At 36.5% G+C, this 20,555-nt stretch carries 20 protein-coding genes and 1 tRNA gene; 12 read left to right on the forward strand and 9 right to left on the reverse strand.

All coding sequences use genetic code 11. From position 1 onward, the window contains the following. The 3 genes from ACK1JC_RS10890 to ACK1JC_RS10900 are packed head-to-tail and all read left to right on the forward strand — an operon-like array spanning nucleotide 1 to nucleotide 2,174. A complete protein-coding gene (locus ACK1JC_RS10890; protein WP_409511897.1) occupies nucleotides 1-720 on the forward strand; it encodes a DNA repair protein RecO in 720 nt (239 codons plus the stop codon). Between the two features lie 33 nt (nucleotides 721-753). After that, nucleotides 754-1,479 carry a pyridoxine 5'-phosphate synthase gene (gene pdxJ / locus ACK1JC_RS10895; protein WP_409511898.1) on the forward strand — a complete coding sequence of 242 codons (726 nt, stop codon included), beginning with the start codon at nucleotides 754-756 and terminating at the stop codon, nucleotides 1,477-1,479. A gap of 44 nt (nucleotides 1,480-1,523) precedes the next feature. Further along, entirely contained in the window at nucleotides 1,524-2,174 is a 651-nt protein-coding gene (locus tag ACK1JC_RS10900; protein ID WP_409511899.1) for a tRNA-(ms[2]io[6]A)-hydroxylase, read from the forward strand. A gap of 137 nt (nucleotides 2,175-2,311) precedes the next feature. On the opposite strand, the gene ACK1JC_RS10905 is transcribed toward ACK1JC_RS10900, so the two are convergent. Beyond that, nucleotides 2,312-2,387 (reverse strand) — tRNA-Asn (locus ACK1JC_RS10905). A gap of 249 nt (nucleotides 2,388-2,636) precedes the next feature. Between ACK1JC_RS10905 and ACK1JC_RS10910 the strand changes: the two genes are divergently transcribed. After that, nucleotides 2,637-3,095, forward strand: coding sequence for a hypothetical protein (locus tag ACK1JC_RS10910; RefSeq protein WP_409511900.1), 459 nt, complete (start codon nucleotides 2,637-2,639; stop codon nucleotides 3,093-3,095). A gap of 98 nt (nucleotides 3,096-3,193) precedes the next feature. Here the strand turns inward: ACK1JC_RS10910 and ACK1JC_RS10915 are convergent, their stop codons facing one another. The 3 genes from ACK1JC_RS10915 to ACK1JC_RS10925 all read right to left on the reverse strand — a co-directional run bounded on the left by ACK1JC_RS10915 (nucleotide 3,194) and on the right by ACK1JC_RS10925 (nucleotide 5,602). Further along, nucleotides 3,194-3,637, reverse strand: coding sequence for a PaaI family thioesterase (locus ACK1JC_RS10915; protein ID WP_409511901.1), 444 nt, complete (start codon nucleotides 3,635-3,637; stop codon nucleotides 3,194-3,196). A gap of 127 nt (nucleotides 3,638-3,764) precedes the next feature. Next, complete coding sequence (locus ACK1JC_RS10920) at nucleotides 3,765-4,010, reverse strand: hypothetical protein (protein ID WP_409511902.1); 246 nt, start codon at nucleotides 4,008-4,010, stop codon at nucleotides 3,765-3,767. A gap of 365 nt (nucleotides 4,011-4,375) precedes the next feature. Next, complete coding sequence (locus ACK1JC_RS10925; protein ID WP_409511903.1) at nucleotides 4,376-5,602, reverse strand: pyridoxal phosphate-dependent aminotransferase; 1,227 nt, start codon at nucleotides 5,600-5,602, stop codon at nucleotides 4,376-4,378. Nucleotides 5,603-5,820: 218 nt separating this feature from the next. On the opposite strand from ACK1JC_RS10925, the gene ACK1JC_RS10930 reads away from it, so the two are divergent. Further along, nucleotides 5,821-6,003: a hypothetical protein gene (locus tag ACK1JC_RS10930; RefSeq protein ID WP_409511904.1), complete on the forward strand. Its 183-nt coding sequence runs from the start codon at nucleotides 5,821-5,823 to the stop codon at nucleotides 6,001-6,003. Between the two features lie 300 nt (nucleotides 6,004-6,303). Here the strand turns inward: ACK1JC_RS10930 and ACK1JC_RS10935 are convergent, their stop codons facing one another. The 3 genes from ACK1JC_RS10935 to ACK1JC_RS10945 form a co-directional block, all read right to left on the reverse strand. Continuing rightward, nucleotides 6,304-7,746, reverse strand: a complete 1,443-nt coding sequence (locus ACK1JC_RS10935; RefSeq protein WP_409511905.1) for a diguanylate cyclase domain-containing protein — start codon at nucleotides 7,744-7,746, stop codon at nucleotides 6,304-6,306. Between the two features lie 222 nt (nucleotides 7,747-7,968). Further along, entirely contained in the window at nucleotides 7,969-8,163 is a 195-nt protein-coding gene (locus ACK1JC_RS10940; protein ID WP_409511906.1) for a hypothetical protein, read from the reverse strand. 227 nt (nucleotides 8,164-8,390) lie between these two features. Beyond that, nucleotides 8,391-9,170, reverse strand: a complete 780-nt coding sequence (locus ACK1JC_RS10945; RefSeq protein ID WP_409511907.1) for a hypothetical protein — start codon at nucleotides 9,168-9,170, stop codon at nucleotides 8,391-8,393. 169 nt (nucleotides 9,171-9,339) lie between these two features. Between ACK1JC_RS10945 and uvrB the strand changes: the two genes are divergently transcribed. The 5 genes from uvrB (at nucleotide 9,340) to ACK1JC_RS10970 (ending at nucleotide 16,789) form a co-directional block, all read left to right on the forward strand. Further along, nucleotides 9,340-11,361: an excinuclease ABC subunit UvrB gene (uvrB, locus tag ACK1JC_RS10950; protein ID WP_409511908.1), complete on the forward strand. Its 2,022-nt coding sequence runs from the start codon at nucleotides 9,340-9,342 to the stop codon at nucleotides 11,359-11,361. A gap of 152 nt (nucleotides 11,362-11,513) precedes the next feature. Next, nucleotides 11,514-12,047 carry a lipocalin family protein gene (locus ACK1JC_RS10955; RefSeq protein WP_409511939.1) on the forward strand — a complete coding sequence of 178 codons (534 nt, stop codon included), beginning with the start codon at nucleotides 11,514-11,516 and terminating at the stop codon, nucleotides 12,045-12,047. Between the two features lie 98 nt (nucleotides 12,048-12,145). Continuing rightward, complete coding sequence (gene rarD / locus ACK1JC_RS10960) at nucleotides 12,146-13,075, forward strand: EamA family transporter RarD (RefSeq protein WP_409511909.1); 930 nt, start codon at nucleotides 12,146-12,148, stop codon at nucleotides 13,073-13,075. 146 nt (nucleotides 13,076-13,221) lie between these two features. Then, entirely contained in the window at nucleotides 13,222-14,955 is a 1,734-nt protein-coding gene (locus ACK1JC_RS10965; protein WP_409511910.1) for a hypothetical protein, read from the forward strand. A gap of 376 nt (nucleotides 14,956-15,331) precedes the next feature. Beyond that, on the forward strand, nucleotides 15,332-16,789 hold the full coding sequence (locus tag ACK1JC_RS10970) for a glyceraldehyde-3-phosphate dehydrogenase (protein WP_409511911.1): 1,458 nt from the start codon (nucleotides 15,332-15,334) through the stop codon (nucleotides 16,787-16,789). Nucleotides 16,790-16,904: 115 nt separating this feature from the next. On the opposite strand, the gene ACK1JC_RS10975 is transcribed toward ACK1JC_RS10970, so the two are convergent. Continuing rightward, on the reverse strand, nucleotides 16,905-17,765 hold the full coding sequence (locus tag ACK1JC_RS10975; protein WP_409511912.1) for an SDR family oxidoreductase: 861 nt from the start codon (nucleotides 17,763-17,765) through the stop codon (nucleotides 16,905-16,907). Nucleotides 17,766-17,885: 120 nt separating this feature from the next. On the opposite strand from ACK1JC_RS10975, the gene ACK1JC_RS10980 reads away from it, so the two are divergent. Further along, complete coding sequence (locus tag ACK1JC_RS10980) at nucleotides 17,886-18,257, forward strand: winged helix-turn-helix transcriptional regulator (protein WP_409511913.1); 372 nt, start codon at nucleotides 17,886-17,888, stop codon at nucleotides 18,255-18,257. A gap of 155 nt (nucleotides 18,258-18,412) precedes the next feature. Here ACK1JC_RS10980 and prfH read toward each other — a convergent pair whose 3' ends face one another. Then, a complete protein-coding gene (gene prfH / locus ACK1JC_RS10985) occupies nucleotides 18,413-19,015 on the reverse strand; it encodes a peptide chain release factor H (protein ID WP_409511914.1) in 603 nt (200 codons plus the stop codon). A 289-nt stretch (nucleotides 19,016-19,304) separates the two neighbouring features. Between prfH and cgtA the strand changes: the two genes are divergently transcribed. Then, entirely contained in the window at nucleotides 19,305-20,525 is a 1,221-nt protein-coding gene (gene cgtA, locus ACK1JC_RS10990) for an Obg family GTPase CgtA (RefSeq protein WP_409511915.1), read from the forward strand. Nucleotides 20,526-20,555: the final 30 nt, after the last annotated feature.

The following is a 20,555-nucleotide window of genomic DNA, read 5'->3' on the forward strand; positions in this document are numbered from 1 at the left end:
ATGCGTAATGAAGTTCTACATGGTTATTTGATTCATCACCGTAAATACCGTGAGCGTAGCCATATTGTTCATCTATTTACGCAGGAGCATGGGCGTGTCGATGGTATTTTGCGACAGACACCACCACCACAATATCAACCGATCACCGTGCAAGCCTCAGGTAAATCTGAACTCAAAAATTTCTCTAAACTCGAAATACTTAATCAGCCTATATTTTTTCATGGTGATGCCTTTTTTTCAGGTTTTTATTTGAATGAAATTATTTTGCGACTTTGTCCTTTAGAAGAGGCAATGGTAGAAACTTTTGCACAATATCATCAAACTTTAAATCAACTACAAAATATGGCAACACAGGCTGATCAAAATGCTTTTCTCAGGCAAATTTTACGTCAGTTTGAGTATGCCTTAATTGAAGAGTTGGGCTATCCGCTCGATTACAGTCAAGATTCAATGCAGAATCAAATATTAAGCAATCAGCGTTATCAGTTTCAATTGACCGATGGCTTTATTCCTGTTTCACATACCGCTTCTACTGTGCTGACAGGGGAGCAGATTCTGTGTATGCAGTATTATGAAAAAGGTATGGATTTCAACTTAGAACAGTTACAATTACTAACGAAGCTTTATCGGCAAATGATTAGTGCTTTATTGGGCGATCGTCCATTGAAAAGCCGTCAATTGTGGATTCAAAACGCACAATCAAAAATTGCAAATCGATAACGTTTTATCGATCAAACTTATTAGGAAAATGTTATGGCTGCATTGCTTGGTGTGAACATTGATCATGTTGCAACGCTTAGACAGGCACGTGGTACGGCTTATCCTGATCCTGTAAAAGCGGCATTAGTTTGTGAGCAAGCAGGGGCAGAGGGGATTACACTGCATTTACGTGAAGATCGTCGTCATATCCAAGATGATGATGTGCGCCGTATGCGTCCTTTACTGAAAACTCATATGAACCTTGAGTTGGCTGTGACCGATGAAATGGTTGCCTTTGCAAAAGAAATTCAGCCACAGCATGTTTGTTTTGTACCTGAAAAACGTCAAGAAATCACGACAGAAGGTGGTTTAGATGTGGTTGGACACTTTGATGATGTTAAAGCTGCAACACAGGCACTGTCAGTAATCGGTTGTGATGTTTCTTTATTTATTGATGCTGATTTTGCACAAATTGATGCAGCAGTGGCATGTGGTGCACCGACCATTGAGTTACACACAGGTGCTTATGCTGATGCTGAGTCAGAAGAAGCACAGCACGCTGAATTACAGCGTATTGTTCAGGGTGCTGAATATGCAGCATCGAAAGGTTTAGTCGTGAATGCAGGTCATGGTTTGAACTTACAAAATGTTGCTCCTATTGCAGCAATTCCACAAATTCACGAGTTAAATATTGGTCATTCGATTATTGCTGAAAGTGTGTTTGTTGGGCTTGAGCAAGCTGTACAAGATATGAAGAAAGCGATTCGAGCAGCACGTTAATTCGTGTTTTTGAGTCGAATGTAAAACGGATAGAAAAATCAAGCATGTCAAATTTAAATTATGATGAACTGATGCAACCTGTCATTGCTTTTTTGGGTTGTGAAACACCAAAAGCATGGTTGGATGAGGCATTAAACAATCTTCCATTACTCATGCAAGATCATGCCAATTGTGAAAAAAAAGCCGCAGGAACAGCAATGAATTTGATGTTCCGATACAGTTTTTTCACTGATTTACAGGTCAAGCTTGCGCAATTGGTACGTGAGGAAATGTTGCACTATGAACAAGTACTTGAGTTTATGACCAAACGTGGTCAGAAATGGGAAGGTTTGAGTGCAGGGCGTTATGCGGGGGGGCTCCGTAAAGAAATTCGCACTTATGAGCCTGAAGCATTGATTGATGTTATGGTGATTGGTGCATTTGTGGAGGCGCGTTCATGTGAGCGTTTTTATGCGCTTGCACCGCTTGTTGATGATGAGTTGGGTAAATACTATCGTTATTTACTTAAGTCGGAATCACGTCATTATGAGGATTACTTGGCGCTTGCTCTCGATGTTGCTAAATCAGCGAAATTGAAAGATCCTGAAGAGGATATCCAAAAACGCATTGAGTATATTCGTGAAGTGGAAAAAAATCTGATTTTAGAACCTGATGCGCTATTTCGTTTTCATAGCGGTGTACCTGCATCGGCTTAATCAAACCTCCTACGGGAGGTTTTTTTATGATTGAATATTTTTTATATCATCGGATTGATTTGATTTCTTATTCAAATAAAGTTTGGAAATAGTGGGCAGAAAAAAGCCCACTTCAGATGAGTGGGCTTTTTAGTATTTGGCTCTCCAACCTGGGCTCGAACCAGGGACCTGCGGATTAACAGTCCGTCGCTCTACCGACTGAGCTATTGGAGAATCTGAGTGCGATTATAAGGGGATTTTAAATTGGGTCAAGTTAAAATTGTCATAACAACTTCATTTTTTTATCGTATGGTTTTTATTTAATCGAAAAAATGAGAAATCGTAAAAAAATGAATTTCTGCCTTGCATCCTTAGTTTAAGCTTGCTAGATTTAATGCATAACTTAATGTTTAAGTACAAACTTAAACTGTGTGGATTTCAACCAACTTGCCAGCACTAAAATGGCTAAACAGGAGACAGCGAATGAATACGCTTAGCATTTCAGATATTTTCCAAAACCTTGATTATTACAAGACACATTATCTTTCTATCTTATCTCACCCTGACCAATATTTTACACCTGTTGAAAATGCTTATATTCGTGTGTGGCCTTTGGGGCATATTGATTTATTTTTAGGTGATTTATTACATCTTTGGTTTAGTGAAAAATGGTTAATCAATGATTCATGCTTACGTTTAGGTGAGCATAAAGATGATGGTCGTAAAACATCATTTCAACGTGAAAATGATTTATATCTGTACCAATTGGCAGGCAGTGCATTGTCAGGGAGTAATCGTTCTCAGGTATGGTCACAGTCTGAAAATAAAGCAGTACATGTTAGTTTAAATAGTGTATTTCAATATTATGCGAACTATAAAGGTACTTCAGCACACAAGTTGGATCGTAAGCAATTACTAACTGCTTTAAAGTCAGCAGTTTAATATACTCAAAATACTTGATTCAAATAGTTTCTGTGTTTATCTTTAAGTGCAATCGAGTGATTGCACTTTTAAAGTAATCGATGCGTATATATTTAAAACTATTTATTTGGATGAATAATCATGCATGTTGCCGTTGCATGGGCATAGAGTTTTCCATCCTCATCGACAATTTTTCCTTCAGAAATACCTAAGTTTTTACTCATATTGATGGTTGTACCAATTGCAGTCAGTTCTTTATCTTTGGGAATAGGACGGCACATTTTAATATTCAAATCAATTGTACCGTAGCCTATACCTGCATCGAGTAGGGTGTGAATCGCACAACCCGTTACAGAATCAAGCACCGTTGCTGCAAAACCACCATGTACGCCCCCTAAAGGATTGAGGTGTTGATTGCCTGCTTTAACCATGAAAATAGCCGTGCCTGCTGAAAACTCTTTCATTTCCATTGGAATGGTTTCACTGATGCTTGCACGTGGAATATGACCTGCAGCCATGGCTTGTAAAAATTCAATACCTGTCATTTCTTTTGGGTGCTTCATTTTAAGATCCTTTGTCTGGTTTGTTATGTTTTTATAGTTCCAAAAAGGAACTTATAAGTCAAAGAAATAGCGTGAACCAATGAGGTTGAATATTAAATAGCAGGGTAATATTATTATTTTTGTTCTTTTAGTGGTCAGATTCGTAAAATTTATCGAGGCTATCTGCGCTGTGGAGAATATTTAAGGCAATATTTTCACCTGTCGCCCATGATGCAGACATGAGATTGAAATCGACATCAATAATATCAGTTTCTTTACACAATATACGACTGCTAGAAATAATAATAAAACGAGGAGAGTGTTGCTTTAGGCATTGAGCGATGTATTGAGGGAGGTTTTGTTGTTGGAATACATCAATAATTTTGTAGCGCATATTTCTCCAAACAGTATATTTAATTTGTTGTATTTGCATATTTAAAAATATTTTTATTAAATATTCAAACAAAAAAATGTTTTTTTAATTTTTTGTATAATTTTCAACTTTTAATTTATACATAAAATATAAGCGTAGTTAAGTGAATGGTTTGTCATCATACAGAATTAAAATTAGAGTTTTAACTGCGTGTGATGAATTAAAGCGTTGTATTGTTGTGACCTATAACATTATTACTAGATTCATTACTTTGGGCGCGCTTTATATTTATCTAGATGTTTTTGATAAACGTATTTTGAAATTTAAAAACCTCGCCATTTTTTCAAAAGACGAGGTTTTCTAAACATCAACTGGAGAGGTTTAAATTATTTTTCGGCAGTAATTGATGCAATCGCAGCGTCAACGCCTTCAATTGAATCAGCCGCTTTTTTGATACGAGCAAGCGCATCAACAAGGACTTCATCAGCAGTAGCATAAGAAATACGCATGAAACCGCCTAGACCGAATGCATCACCAGGAACAACAGCAACGCCTGTTTCTTCAAGTAACCATTCAGAGAATTCTGTGCAAGATTTTAAACCTTTTGCACGAATCAATGGGCGAATGTTTGCATATGCATAAAATGCACCATCAGCAGGTAAGCAAGAAATACCTTTAATATCATTCAAACCAGCCATTACTAAGTCATGACGACGTTTGAATGCTTCAATCATTGGCTCAAGAACATCTTGAGGACCATTCAATGCAGCTTCAGCAGCAACTTGTGAAATAGAAGTTGGGTTTGAAGTTGATTGAGATTGGATTTTTTTCATTGCGCCAATAAGTTTTGCAGGACCCGCTGCATAGCCAATACGCCAGCCTGTCATTGCATAAGCTTTAGATACACCGTTTAACACGATTGTGCGGTCGTAAAGGTCTGGTGCAACAGTTGCGATGTTATAAAATTCATCATCCCAACGAATCGGTTCATACATATCGTCAGATGCAACATATACTTCAGGGTATTTACGAAGTACTTCAGCCAATGCCTCAAGCTCAGCTTTGGTATAGATCATACCTGTTGGGTTAGAAGGGCTGTTTAATACGACTAGACGTGTTTTGTCTGTAATTGCAGCTTCAAGTTGCGCAGGTGTGATTTTGAAGCGTTGTTCTTCACCACATTTTACAATAACAGGAACGCCTTCAGCGATGATCACCATATCTGGATAGCTTACCCAAAATGGTGCAGGAATAATCACTTCATCACCTTTGTTTAACAATGCAAGTGCAAGGTTAAAGAAAGATTGTTTACCACCACATGAAACCAAAATTTGGTTTGCAGCATAGTCAAGATTATTGTCACGCTTAAATTTTGCAATAATTGCTTTTTTTAAGCTAGGTGTACCATCAACAGCGGTGTACTTTGTAAAACCATTGTTAATTGCAGCAATTGCAGCATCTTTGATGTGTTGCGGAGTGTCGAAATCAGGTTCGCCAGCACCCAGACCAATTACGTTCTTACCAGCTGCTTTTAATTCAGCAGCTTTATTGGTAACAGCAAGCGTTGGGGACGGTTTGATGGCATTTACACGATCAGAGAGACGTACGTCCACGGCAATATTCCTTCTTATTGGGATAAAAAATAAAAGCACACCATCTTAGCCTAAAAAGTTGTATTTAGCCGTACAAAATGTCACCAAACCTTAAAAAAAGAACAAAAACTGAAGAATTACTGTTTCAAAAAAAATCTAAACAACGAACTTTGTAATGCTGACTCGCACTGTTTATAAAATTTCCGTACAATATACGCAGATTGAATTGAGTGAATCATATGAGCTCCCCAAGTACTCCCAAGAAAAAAGCCATTGTAAAATTACCCTTTCCTGTAAAACAGGCGAATGATGCGAAAGCTGCAGATGAAGAGGTTGAAGATATGCGTCCGAAACCACAACCTTATGCAGATCGCACTTGGATGCCACCTCGTGGTACACGTCGCTCTATGGGTAAACGTTAAGTTTATGGTTTGAGTTGTAATAAAAAACAGGTGCATGTGCGCCTGTTTTTTTATCTGAAAAATTTATAAATTTAAATATAATGTTGTTGATAGTCTAAATTTTTAAGATAAAAGCAGTCATCATTGCCAAATTGAAACGATTCAACTTTATATCTACTGCCTTTTAGTAGCATCTTTAGTGGTAATTTGATCTCCCACCTTATGAATGATATGGAACAGTTTACCAAAGCGGATTTCTAATAAGACCAATTGGAATAGTAAAGCAACATCTAAAATTGTATTTACAGTGATCATGCAATTCTAAGCTTCTTTCAGCGCTATATAATCATAATATTTCTTTTTATTTTCATACATATGAGTATCTGCACGCTTAAGCATACATTCTATGCTTTCATGTAGAAGAGTTGTTGCTTGTCCCAAAGAAATACTAATTTGATGGCTTGAGTAGTATTGATTATCAATGTTTAATAATTCTTCAATTGACATCACAATCGCATCGGTCGTCTTTTCTTCTGCACCTGACATCAGTATGACAAATTCATCTCCACCTATACGTGAAGCAGTGTAAGTCGTGTGCTGAATACTGCGTGAGAGTATATTGCCCATACGGCGTAACATATCATCGCCAACGTCATGTCCAAGATTATCATTGGTTGATTTTAAACCATTCATGTCAATAAAAATTGCAGAAACAGGGCGCAGTAAGCTGCGTTGCAGGCGATTGATTTCATCGGTATGAAATGAACGGTTAAATAATTTGGTGAGCACATCGTGTTTGCCTAAATATTCGAGGTAACTTTCAGCTTTTTTACGTGCAGTAATATCAGTCAAGGCGAGTTGGACTAAGCCCCAATCATGTTCATAACCCGGAAAAACCGTAAATTGTAAAAGTACATTGCGTATCGATCCATCTAAAGCATAGTTCACTGCTTCACGTTGATGATGGATATTACCATTCCATAGTTCAATCAGTTGTTCACGGAAAGTTTGGTGCATCTCTTTAGTGAGTATTTTGTGTAAATTTTTAAATAAAGTTTCTTTATCGGGTGCTTTAAATAAATCGAGTGTGGCTTGGTTAACATCGATTAAAATAATATCTTCTATGCATTGTTGAATAAAATCGGTATGCACATCAAGGAAAGTTCGAAAATCCTCAATACCAATCTGGCGCAGTTGATCCATACGGATTTTAACGCGACTAAAATCTTCGACCCAAAGTGAGCAAGGTGAATAATTAAATCGTGATTCGGCTAAAATACGATTTTTTTCTTCCATTCGTGAAGCATTTTTATAATCGGTAATATCTTCAGTAGTGAGTAAAATACGAGATAAATTTTGCTCAGCTCCTGGTAAAATAACACCACGCAATTTAATATCAAGACGTTTTCCACTCAATGTATAATTGATGGTAGTACTCGAAAACTCTTTTTCACCATTCCATAATGCAACTAACTCATAAATATGTGACTCAAACATTTCTTGTTTGAAAATGGTATGTATATTATCGCAAATATGATTTAAATTTTGCGCTTCAAATAGCTCTAATGTTTTACGATTGACCTGTAAAATTTTAATTTTTCGCGAACATAACGTAACACGGCTTTGATCTTCTTTAAGAAATCCAGCTAAATTATTAACACCTTGCTGTTTCCAAATGTCAAACTGTTGTTTTACTTCACTGTAGTCTTCTAGCCACATTGGTATAGGCGATAAATCAAAAATTGATGATTCAAATATTTCCATTGCGCTATCCAAGCATATTATTGGTTTTAATTATTAAAAATATAACATTAATATTGTGATTAAAAAATAGTTAAATTTTAAATAGGTGATGTGGTTTGCAAAATATGAATTTATTGTTTGTTTTTGGTTAGTAATTCTTTATTTTTTACCTTTAATCGTTTGTTGTGGTGCTACTCGGTTTTAATATGTTTATTAGGTTGGATTTTAAAGCCCTTCAATATATTAATTGAATTTCGCCTGATTTAATTTTTCCTGATAATATTTAGTTTTCTTTTTATACATTTTTTGATTGGCACGTTTTAGTGATTCATCGGGTGTACTTTGATTGATATGTACAGTTTCAATAGTCGCAAGACGAGGGCGAAAACGATTCGGATCTTCCAGCAGATATTGCTTAATATCGGTAACTCCTTGCACAGTCCACTCATCAAAAATTTGTCTTACGCTACTAAAGTCTTGTAACTACAAGCGAATAGGAGAAAGAGCAAAGATAGATAAATCTAACTTTGCCATATGCCTATAACGTTCATATTGAAAAGTTGTGTATTTAAAAAATTATTTTGTGCATCTGAAATCTAATACATATATCTAGCAACTAAATGATTTTATTTAGTCATTATGGTGTATACAAAACATACTATAATTTATCTCTTTGCATGATGCTCAGGTTTAGGGGGAGCAATGGTTTTTTCACCATTCCAAAGTTCTATGAAATCACGCTCATTGAATTGGTAAAGTTCCATCAGTGCAAGGATGACACCACCAAAAATCATTGGACCTTCAGAATTACTTTGGAATTCAAAAATTTTGCCATTGAGTGCTTGTAAAATATCACTAATTTCAAAAGTACGATCACGTCCATTACTATCTTCAGGATACATCGGGGTGTTGATGACAATGGTCGCTAAACTTTTTTCAGCCTCTGTTAGATTTAATGTTTGAATGGTTTCACTTGGATTATCACTAAAAATTACACTGTCTTGAATAAAAGTATGCACTAATTTTTGTGTTAGTTTGGGCAGGGTTTTTTCAACAAATGGTCGAAAAGATACAGGGAAAATGACATTGCGTGAAATACCTTTGAACATGGGTGCAATTTCTTCAACTTTATAGCCTGCAACACCACAGCCTACGGCAGTAATGAAATATTTCATTTTTGGATGATTTTTGGTGTAGATTTTAAAATCTTCAATATAGTGCTGAATTTGAGAGAGTGGCATTTGCTGTAAATGTTCATTCATCGTTGGAATGGCAAAGCTTTGCCCCGCCCAACCTCGTCCTACACCTTTAGTTGCACCAAAATGTAAAAGTGCGGTTTTTGCTGCACCACCTTGATGTGTTCCAGCCATGTTACTACCAAAAACAAAAATGGTATCATCAGGTAAATTTTTTATAATGGTTTCATCATGATAGTGATATGTCATGGCAGCTCACATAGTAGATTGATCTAGCTTTCATGTTGCAGTTGAAATCGGGCAGGGTCAAGTGGAAAATACTTGATTATTGATCATAGACCCCAATAATGTGATTAAGCTGTATTTTATGGATTCACTAAAATGCGCTCTATATTTTTATGCCATCGGGGAATTAATTGTGAATGACCATCAGCCATTTGAACTTGTGACCAATTATGAACCTGCGGGTGATCAGCCACAGGCGATTGCAAAACTTGTTGACGGCGTCAATAAAGGTTTTCATGATCAACTTTTGCTTGGGGTGACAGGGTCGGGTAAAACCTACACTATGGCGAATGTGATTTCACAATTACAACGCCCAACCATTGTTATGGCACATAATAAAACCCTTGCTGCACAGCTTTATGGCGAATTTAAAGCATTTTTCCCGAATAATGCGGTTGAATACTTCGTTAGTTATTATGATTACTATCAACCCGAAGCCTATGTGCCATCTTCCGATACGTTCATCGAAAAAGATTCAGCGATTAATGACCATATTGATCAGATGCGTCTATCAGCGACTCGGACTTTACTTGAACGCCGTGATGCCATTATTGTCGCATCGGTTTCAGCAATTTATGGTTTAGGCGACCCGAATGCCTATATGAATATGCTGTTGCACATTGTACAGGGCGATCGTATTAGTCGTGATGACATTATTCGTCGTTTGGTTGAAATGCAATATGCCCGTAATGAACTTGAGTTTTTACGCGGTACATATCGAATTCGTGGGGAAATTATTGATATTTTCCCTGCGGAATCGGATCAACATGCTATTCGTATTGAATTGTTTGATGATGAAGTGGATTCCATTCGATGGTTCGATCCATTGACAGGGAAGATGGTTCGCAAAGCACCACGCGTGACGATTTATCCAAAAAGCCACTATGTAACACCTAAAGATAATTTAGAACGTGCGATTGGTACGATTCGTGAGGAGCTTAAAGAGCGTCTAGGCTTTTTTAAAGCACATGATAAATTGCTTGAAGCACAACGTATTGAACAACGCACACGTTATGATTTAGAAATGATGCAACAGTTGGGTTATACCAATGGTATTGAAAACTATTCCCGCCATTTATCAGGACGTCCTGCGGGTGAAGCACCACCGACATTATTTGACTATTTACCTGATGACGCTTTGCTAATTATTGATGAATCGCATGTGACTGTTCCGCAAATTGGCGCAATGTATAAAGGTGACCGTTCACGTAAAGAGAACCTCGTAAATTATGGCTTCCGTCTGCCAAGTGCGCTCGACAATCGTCCCATGCAGTTTGAAGAATGGGAACGCATTATTCCAACCACCGTCTATGTCAGCGCAACACCTGCCAAATACGAATTGGAAAAGTCAGAACAAGTCGCAGAGCAGGTGGTACGTCCAACAGGTTTGCTCGATCCGATTTTAGAAGTACGTCCTGTTTTAACCCAAGTTGACGATGTTCTATCCGAAATCAATATTCGTAAAGAATTAGATGAACGTGTCCTTGTCACCACATTGACCAAGCGTATGGCGGAAGATTTAACCTCATATTTAAAAGAATATGGCGTGAAAGTTGCCTATTTACATTCCGATATTGATACCGTTGAACGAGTAAAAATTATTCATGATTTACGTACAGGTATTTATGATGTACTTGTGGGGATTAACCTTTTACGTGAAGGCTTAGATATGCCTGAAGTATCGCTTGTGGCTATTTTAGATGCCGATAAAGAAGGATTTTTACGCTCAGAACGCTCACTGATTCAGACCATTGGTCGAGCAGCACGTAATGTGAAAGGTAAAGCAATTCTATATGCTGATCGTATTACTGACTCTATGCAAAAAGCCATTGATGAAACAGAACGTCGTCGACAAAAACAAATGGAATTTAATGCTGAGCATGGTATTACACCACGTAGTACAGTACGTCAAGTGACCAAGTCAATTGATACAGGTGAGGTGTTTGAAGATGAGCAACTTGATGAGTCTGCGCTGCAAAAAAATCGAAGTGTGACAGCAGATGAGCAGCATTTGTTGTCTGATCCAAAACTGTTGGCAAAACACATGAGCAAACTTGAAAAAGAAATGCTCAAAGCATCGAAAGAACTTCAGTTTGAACAAGCAGCACGTTTACGTGATGAAATTTTACGCATGAAGGCAATGTTGATTCAATAATCAAGATTATTTGAATAGATACATTTATCTACACTTATTCGATGTGAATATCGTTATCTTAAATTGAAATAAAACCAATTTTTCGGTCTTGGTAACGAATGTTGATAAGAAAAGTGAATGACCAAAATCAACAGAGCCGATGGGGATTTGTCATTTCTCTATTTGGTCTGTTGTTCTTATTTAGTCATGTGACATATGCAGAGGACAAAAAACTACCTGTAGTTTCACATGTTGAACTTGATAAATATTTAGGGCTTTGGTATGAAGTTGCAAGAAAACCGCTCTATTTTCAAAGAGATTGTGTAGGAAATGTCACCGCACGTTATACCTTAAATGAAAATGGTAATATCGTGGTCGACAATCGTTGTGAAGATGGTGAAGCCCAAGAAAAGCGCTCTATAGGTGAGGCTTTTGTCATTAATCAGCCTTATAACAGTAAACTTAGAGTGAGTTTTATTCCTGAAGCTATTCGATGGTTACCTGTAGGGCGAGGGGATTATTGGATTTTAAAAATAGACAAAAGCTATCAAATGGCTTTGGTTGGTGAACCACATCGCAAATATTTATGGGTGTTGTCTAGAGATCCAAAACCGAATCCGCATTTAATCGGTGAATATTTAAAATATGCGAGTTCTTTGGGCTATCAACTTGATGATGTAATTTATACAAAGCAGAGTCATCCATAGCGGTATTGATGTTGTAATAACGTTGTATTGTGAAAGGTTGACTTTTAACTTAATTAATGTGGAAATAACCATTCTTTTTTTTGTGATGGTGTGCAGAAATGTATAAAGGAATCGCATTATCTGTATTGGCTTCAATCACATTTGGTATTTTATATTTTTACACCCGTTTATTGGGTGATTTTGATGGTCAGCAAACCTTTGGTTGGCGTATTGTTTCGACTTTACCATTTTTGACTTTGTTTATGTTGTTTAGTGGTGATTTTGCACATGTAAGATCTATTGGGCAGCGATTACTAAAAAATCCGTTTCTCATTTTTGTTTTCTTACTTACCTCTTTTCTCACCTGTTTCCAATTGTGGTTGTTTTTGTGGGGGCCGATGAATGGTCGTGGATTACAGGTCTCTTTGGGCTATTTCCTTTTACCTTTAGCATTGGTTTTGACGGGACGTTTTGTCTATAAAGAAAAATTATCCATTTTACAAAAAATAGCAGTGGCGCTTGCTATTTTTGGTGTTGGGCATGAATTTTGGCGTCTAGGTAGTATTGCGTGGGAAACGGTTTCAGTTGCCGTAGGATATTGTTTGTATTTCATGATTCGTAAAAAAATCCAGACCGATAACTTGGGCGGCTTTTGGTGGGATATATTGCTTTGCATTCCTGTGGCAATTTACTTTATTCAAGCAAGTGGTGAGTCCATAACACAAGTAATAGGGGCTCCAATTTTATTATTGGTCATTGCAGGGTTAGGCTTACTCAGTGCTATTGGTTTGGGTAGCTATATTCTCGCAAGTCGTTATTTACCTATGGTTTTATTTGGCTTGCTGAGTTACTTAGAACCAGTATTACTTGCAGGTGCATCGTTGGTTTTAGGGGAAAGTATTGGGCCTGATGAATGGCTGACATATATCCCAATTTGGATGGCAGTGATTGTACTTGTGATCGAAGGTATTCGTCATATGTATATACAGCAACGTAAAACTCAGAATTTAAAAAGGAATGTTGAAAAGTATAATGAGCGAATTGAGTGACAAAAAACAGCCATTTATGGCATTAAATGGTTGATTTATACTTCCTTAAAAGATAATTGTTGAATGATAATTTATAAAAATGTTAAATTGGTCACAATAAAATGAAATAGTGTTTGCTAAATTAGAAGCAATAAGATGGTGCTAAAATGAACACAGTCATGATTCCTTATCAAATCCGAGCAACATTATTGCAATTAGAGCCAAGCACTGATTTGAATTGGAAAGAAATCGTGTCTGAAATTTTAGAACATGAAGAAATTGATGTTCGAGAAGAAATTGATCGTCAAATTTTAAAACCTAAAGAAATTCAGTGGAATCGTGTTACAAATAGTTTTGAGTATAAGATCAGTAACTCATTGCATATTTTAAAACACAGTTTTTCAAATGAACGTATGCATTCAATTGCTGCAAAACTTACGAACTCGACTGAATGGTTGAAAAAAACTACAGACAGTTTGCAGATTGCCGATTATTTAGAAAATGCATTACAACAAATTGATTTGATTCCTGTAAATGATGACCTTACTTTACAACGCGAAAAATTATTGATTCGCCGTGTTTTTTTACAAGATGTTGCCAATATTATTCGTAAGTTGAAACTTGTTCCACCCAAAGGTATTCGTCAGTTAACGGCTGAACAAATTAAGTGTTTTATTATTGAGGTCTATATTAAACAACAATTGTTAGGCTATTGGTTTAAACCTTTGTTGCCAAAATATTCTCAAATGATGCAACATCCATTTTTTAAATATTTCCTTTTAAAAGAACAAGATTTTCGTAAATTTGATATTGTGCAAACATCAGAATTTATTTTTTTAATCGCACCAATTCAGCATTTTGGCCATAATCCGTATTCGATACGCCGTTTTCTAATTGAAGAGCAAATGGAGTATGAGGGGCATCAGCAGATTTACTTAAATAGTGTAGTTGTTGAACTGAGCCGAATTAAAGAGGGAACTTATGCAGAAGAAGTATCAAATTATTTACAAAAGATGATTACCATTCAGCATCAAGTACATAAAGACGTGCTTGAAATTGTCGCTGATTTTGAACATTTTGTAGATAAAAAATTGGTTCCATACTTAATGGAGCCATTGGGTTTGAATACTAAAAATAGCGAAGGAATCGTGAATGATTACCTGAAAAATATTGAAAATATGATCATGAGTTATATATTTTTACCTCTTCGGAATGCTGTGAAAAGTGATTTATCGCATATTGAAGAGTTTGAATATTTATTTATGAGTGTACATCGGATTTTGTCTGAAATTTTGGGACATTATCGTGATTTTAAAGAACAGCCATCTTTGTTTTTTAACACCGATATTCAGTTGCTTGAATATCGAATTATGGCATATTTGAAATTACTTGAAAAACGTAAAGATGAAATTTTTATTCCCATGTATGGTACCGAATGGGCAAAAATGAATGAGCGCTCACAGCAACCTGTGCGTAAAATCCAAGATTTACTTGAATTTCATATGCAGGATTTCTTTGATTTAAAAACCTATATGGGACATTTATTAGAAGAACAAACCATGACCAAGGGTTCGTTTTTAAAACGTATTATTAAAGGTGAAAAAGTTGAAAAAGATTTAATTCAGGCTGAAGCGGCAGCTATGCGTATGAAAAAACAAGCCTATCTTGATATTATTGCTGTACCAAAAAGTTTACTTAGATATAGCGTATTCATTGAGTTTGAAAGCTTAACTTCAATGAATGAGTTTGAACGTCATTATGCTTTTCCAAATGGGGATAATGGACTTACTCGTTTACCTGTGTTGATGAAAATACCTGAAAACTTGGGTGATTTTGATTTTGAAGCATTTAATGCATCAATTATGCGTTATGACGTTAGATTTTCTTCGGTAACAAAGTAAATGATTTTTGTGAAAGCATTACTTGAAAACTTAATATTCGAGTTATTTTTGTGATAAGAAAGATTTTTATACTGTCATAACAATTTACAATAACCTATGGTTTTTACTAACAAAAGTAAAGTGTTCGTTTTGAGAGTTTTTTAAAAATGATGATTGCTCATTTTCTGTTAAAACAACGATTGTTTTTATATGACGGAAAATTTGGGCTATTTTTTTAATAATATTTTAAATCATATATTAAGCTTTAATTGAATGGCAAATATTTTATTGGTGAATAAAAAAGATGAACCGTTTAGATATCAACTTTAGTTGAATTCTAGTACAATTGTGGGGTTTTGAAATTAAGTTTAGATCTACATAAATAGAGGACGCATCTGTGAGCAAAGACACTATCATCGCCCTACATACTGAGCATCAAGGTCGTTGGAAAAACCGTGAAGAAATCGCGGAGCGTATGATCGCATTAATCGGTCAATTGTACCGTGAAAAAAATATTGTGACTTCTGTTTACGGTCGTTCTTTAGTAAACCGTTCAGTAATTCAAATTCTTAAAGCCCACCGTCGTACACGTATGATGGATGTTGAGCTTTCTGTTATCCATACTTTTCCTATTTTGGAAGCTTTAGCAAAATTAGAAACAATTGGTTCTGCTGAAGTTGATTTAGGTAAACTTGCTGTTGAATTTAAAGAAAAAGGCGGCGACATAGATGCATTTATTGCTCAAGCTGTTCAATCTTTAGAGGGTCGTCCTGCACAAGTTGAACCTAAAGATGTTGTTCTTTATGGTTTTGGTCGTATTGGTCGTATTCTTGCACGTTTAATCATTGGTCAGTCGGGTCTTGGTCGTGGTTTAAACTTGAAAGCAATTGTTGTACGTAAATCATCAGATGGTGATTTAGAGAAACGTGCTTCATTGTTACGCCGTGATTCAATTCATGGTCCTTTTGCAGGCACAATTTCTGTTGATGAAGCAAATGAAGCAATCATTGCCAATGGTAACTTCATTAAAGTGATTTATGCATCTAGTCCTGCTGAAGTAGATTACACAGCTTATGGTCTTGAAAATGCACTTGTAATTGATAATACAGGTAAATGGCGTGATGCCGAAGGTCTTGCTCAGCATTTGGCTTGCCCTGGTGCTGCTCGTGTGATTTTAACTGCACCTGGTAAAGGTGATATGAAGAACGTTGTATTTGGTGTGAACCAAACTGACATTCTTGATGAAGATAAAATCATCTCTGCTGCAAGCTGTACAACAAATGCGATCACACCAACACTAAAAGTTTTACATGATAAATATACAGTGTTAAATGGTCACGTTGAAACTGTACACTCATTTACAAATGACCAAAACTTGATTGATAACTATCATAAAGCGGATCGTCGTGGCCGTGCGGCAACATTGAACATGGTGATTACAGAAACAGGTGCAGCAAAAGCAGTTGCGAAAGCACTTCCAGCGCTTCAAGGTAAATTGACAGGTAACTCTGTACGTGTACCTACACCGAACGTTTCTTTGGCGATTTTGAACTTAACGTTAGATAAAGAAGTTGATCGTGAAGAAGTGAATGAATATATTCGCCAAATCTCAATTAGCTCTAGCCTTCAAGGTCAAATTGGTTATACAAATTCAACTGAAGTTGTATCTTCTGACTTTATTGGTTCACGTACAGCAGGCGTATTTGATGCTCAAGCAACAATAGCTACGGGTAACCGTTTAACTGCGTATGTTTGGTATGACAATGAAGTAGGTTATAGCTGTCAAGTATTGCGTATTGCTGAACAAATGGGCGGCGTAAGCTATCCTAAAGTTCCTGCTGAAACCAATGCATAATTTGTAAGATGTATAAAAAAGAGCTTCTATTGAAGCTCTTTTTTATTATAAATTTTAGATTTACGACATCATTAAATACAAAAATAAAGATTTAAAATTAATGCAAATTATGGTTTTAATCGGCTGTAAATAATGCCTCTATTTGGGATTGTATCGATATAGTTTTGCGACCAATTAATTGTTCAAGGTCTTTACTTTCACTATACATTGCACCTTCAACTGTCTGTATGTCAGCATCAACAATGACTGAAATAAGTGTTTCAGGTAAGCCTGCCTGTTGAAGTCCATGAGTTAAATCTGAAGCACTCAGTTCAATACGTGATACTTTTTTTCCTGAAGCCTTTTCAATAAATTTAGCTAAATCAAGTTTAGTGAAATTTTCGGAACCTGCAAGTTCATAGGTTTTATTGTCATGATTTGTGGATGCTAAAACAATTGCAGCAGCTTCAGCATAATCAGTACGAGATGCAGAGCTAATTTTTCCATCTTTCGCAGCACTGAATAATTGCCCTGATGCTGCATTTTGAACTACACCTGCAATATAGTTTTCGCTATACCAATTATTACGCAAAAATGTATAGGTCAAACCACTTGCTTGAATGAGCGCTTCAGTTTCACGATGTTCTTGTGCTAAGCCTAAAGGTGAAGTATTCGCTCGAAGTAAACTTGTGTAGGCAATATAAGGTACTTTTGCATTTTTTGCGGCTTCAATCACTGCTTGATGCTGTGCTGTACGTCGACCAATTTCATTGGCAGAAATCAGTAATAATTTATCAATTCCTATAAGTGCAGGAGCTAAAGTTTCAGGTGAATCATAATCAAAATGGCGTAATTCAATATTTTGTTGTTTAAGCTTAAGAGCTTTGGTTTTATTGCGTACCAAAGCGACAATATTGTCGGCAGGTATATGAGTTAACAAAGCTTGAATGATGAGTTCACCTAGCTGTCCTGTTGCACCTGTAATTGCAATTTTCATTATTTCGACCTCTGTACTTTGTGTGCATAAAATAAACTTGATGAAGAAATATTAATCTGATAACTTACAAATTGTAAGTACGTACCGAAAAGTAAGTTTATTACCTTTAGGAGATATTTGATGAGTACATATGCTTCAAGTACAGTGTTGGGTCAAGTTTTATCGACAGAATGTCCTTCTCGTGAAATTTTAGAGCATTTGACCCATAAATGGTCGGTGTTAGTTTTGCGTTGCTTAAGTGATGGGGTGCATCGCTTTAGTGAGCTCAGGCAACGTATCGAAGGTATTAGTGAGAAAATGCTTGCACAAACACTTAAGTTTTTAGAAAAAGATGGTTTTATTTTGAGAACTGTTTATCCTGTTGTTCCGCCAAAAGTTGAGTACCAATTGACAATTTTAGGTGCACAAGCTGCGGAAAAATTAAATTATTTAATAACTTGGGTTGAAAGAAGTCTGCCTGAAATTTTAGAAAATAAAAATGCATTGAAATGAGAAAGCTACAGAAAAATTTAATTGAAGCGATATTGTTATTTTAAGATTAAATATTTGTTTTTAATTATTCAAAATTGTTAATTTTCATATAGGTAGATATGATAAGTGCTTGCCACTCGGTGATCATCTACCGTTATATTTTAATGTGAATATAGCTAATACTTAAATTGACGAATTGCACTACCTCTTTCTATAAGTGCATGTTGTTGATGCTGCTTATTTTTTTGTGATTCATGTTGCGCATCTAATTGTTGTTGTATTTTCATGGCCAAGAGTTCTTTAGCTATTTTTTTATTGGCATGTTGGCTACGCTCAGACATGACTTTTACGCTGATACCTGTTGCAACATGAATTGCATGTATAGCAGAATCTGTCGTATTGACATGTTGACCACCAGCACCTGATGCTCGACAAGCCTGAAAAACAATAGCATCATCTTGAGGAAGTTGTTTAGGTTGCACAAATTCAGTTATGCCAACGAACCAATTTTTACGTTTATGATTAGGTCGAATTTTACTTTGAAATGTCCATTGAATCGTACCAAGCCAAGTATTGAGCCAAAGCGTAGATTTTTCGGGAGATGTGCCTTCAAGTTTAAAAAGAACAGAAGAATATCCATATTTAGTACTGTTTTCTTCTAAAATATCGAAGGATATTTGATGTTTTTTAGCGTCTTTTAATATTTCTTGTAGGGTGAGCTTTACAGCGAGTTCACATTCTGCAGGTCCGAGCGCAGCACTAATTTGGACAATAGACAATAGAATATATTTCCTAAATAAACGATTATATTGCTTTTGAAAAATTCAAAAAGTATATGAGAAAAAATCAAAAAATTCGATTTTAAAATTTGCTACTTTATTTGCCCATGAGTTTAATTGTAGTTTGGAAAATAATCAAATTATATCTAATTTAACAAATTGAAGGGCGATCTTAGGTATTTATTCAAAAAGTTAAGCGAAATTCATGTTGTGTTGAATAATACTTATCGAGAAATTTTTCAAAATATGGCAGAATATGCGGTTTTAAAGATTTTAGAGGATTGGCAACATGCGCTTTGTTGATGAAGCAGTCATTACCGTAGAGGCTGGCGACGGTGGCAATGGCGTAGCTAGTTTTCGCCGTGAAAAATTTGTACCATTCGGTGGACCTGATGGTGGCGATGGTGGCCGTGGTGGTAGCGTTTATGTTCAAGCAGATGAGAACACGAGCACCCTAGTCGATTTTCGTTATACCCGTAAATTCCGCGCAGAACGTGCTAAAAATGGTCGCGGTGCAAACTGTGCTGGTCGTGGTGGTGACAACACAGTGTTACTTGTTCCAGTGGGGACAACAATTGTAGATACAGAATCGGGCGATATTATCGGCGATTTGGTGGAAAGTGGTCAGAGTGTAATGGTTGCAGCAGGTGGTGATGGTGGTTTGGGAAATACCCATTTCAAATCATCAACTAACCGTTCACCACGTAAATGTACACATGGTATCAAAGGCGAATTCCGTGAAATTCGTCTTGAATTGAAAGTACTTGCAGATGTTGGTCTATTAGGTATGCCAAATGCGGGTAAATCAACATTTATTCGTGCGGTATCGGCAGCAAAACCGAAAGTTGCAGATTATCCATTTACGACGATGGTGCCAAACTTAGGTGTGGTCGATGCTGATAGTCATCGTTCATTTGTGATGGCAGATATTCCAGGGCTTATCGAGGGTGCATCGGATGGTGCAGGCTTAGGTATTCGCTTCTTAAAACATTTGGCACGTACACGTATTCTTTTGCATATTGTCGATGTTCAGCCAATTGATGGCTCTGATCCAGCATATAACGCAAAAGCAATTATGGCAGAATTGGAAAAATTCTCTCCAACTTTGGCACAGTTGCCGATTGTTTTAGTTTTGAATAAAGTCGATCAACTCGCAGATGATACACGTGACGAATGGTGTCAGCACATTTTGGATGAACTCAAATGGGAAGGACCTGTTTTTAAAACTTCAGGCTTAACCTTTGAAGGAACAAAAGATGTTGTGTATTACTTGATGGATCAGATTGAAGAACAACATGAGTTAGAAGCTGAAGATCCTGAATATGCAGCAAAAGTGAAAGCATTCCGTGATCAGCTTGAAGCTGAAACACGTGAACAAACACTTGCAGCGAAAGAAGCATATCGTTTGATGCGCCGTCAACAACGCCTAGAAGGTATTTTAGGAGAAGACGACGAAGATGAAGACGATGATGGTGATGACGGCGATATGGAAGTGTTTTACGTACGTTAATTTTCAGGTCAATACTCTTAAAGGTGAAGG

Source organism: Acinetobacter sp. TY2, assembly GCF_046269225.1.
GTDB lineage: Bacteria > Pseudomonadota > Gammaproteobacteria > Pseudomonadales > Moraxellaceae > Acinetobacter.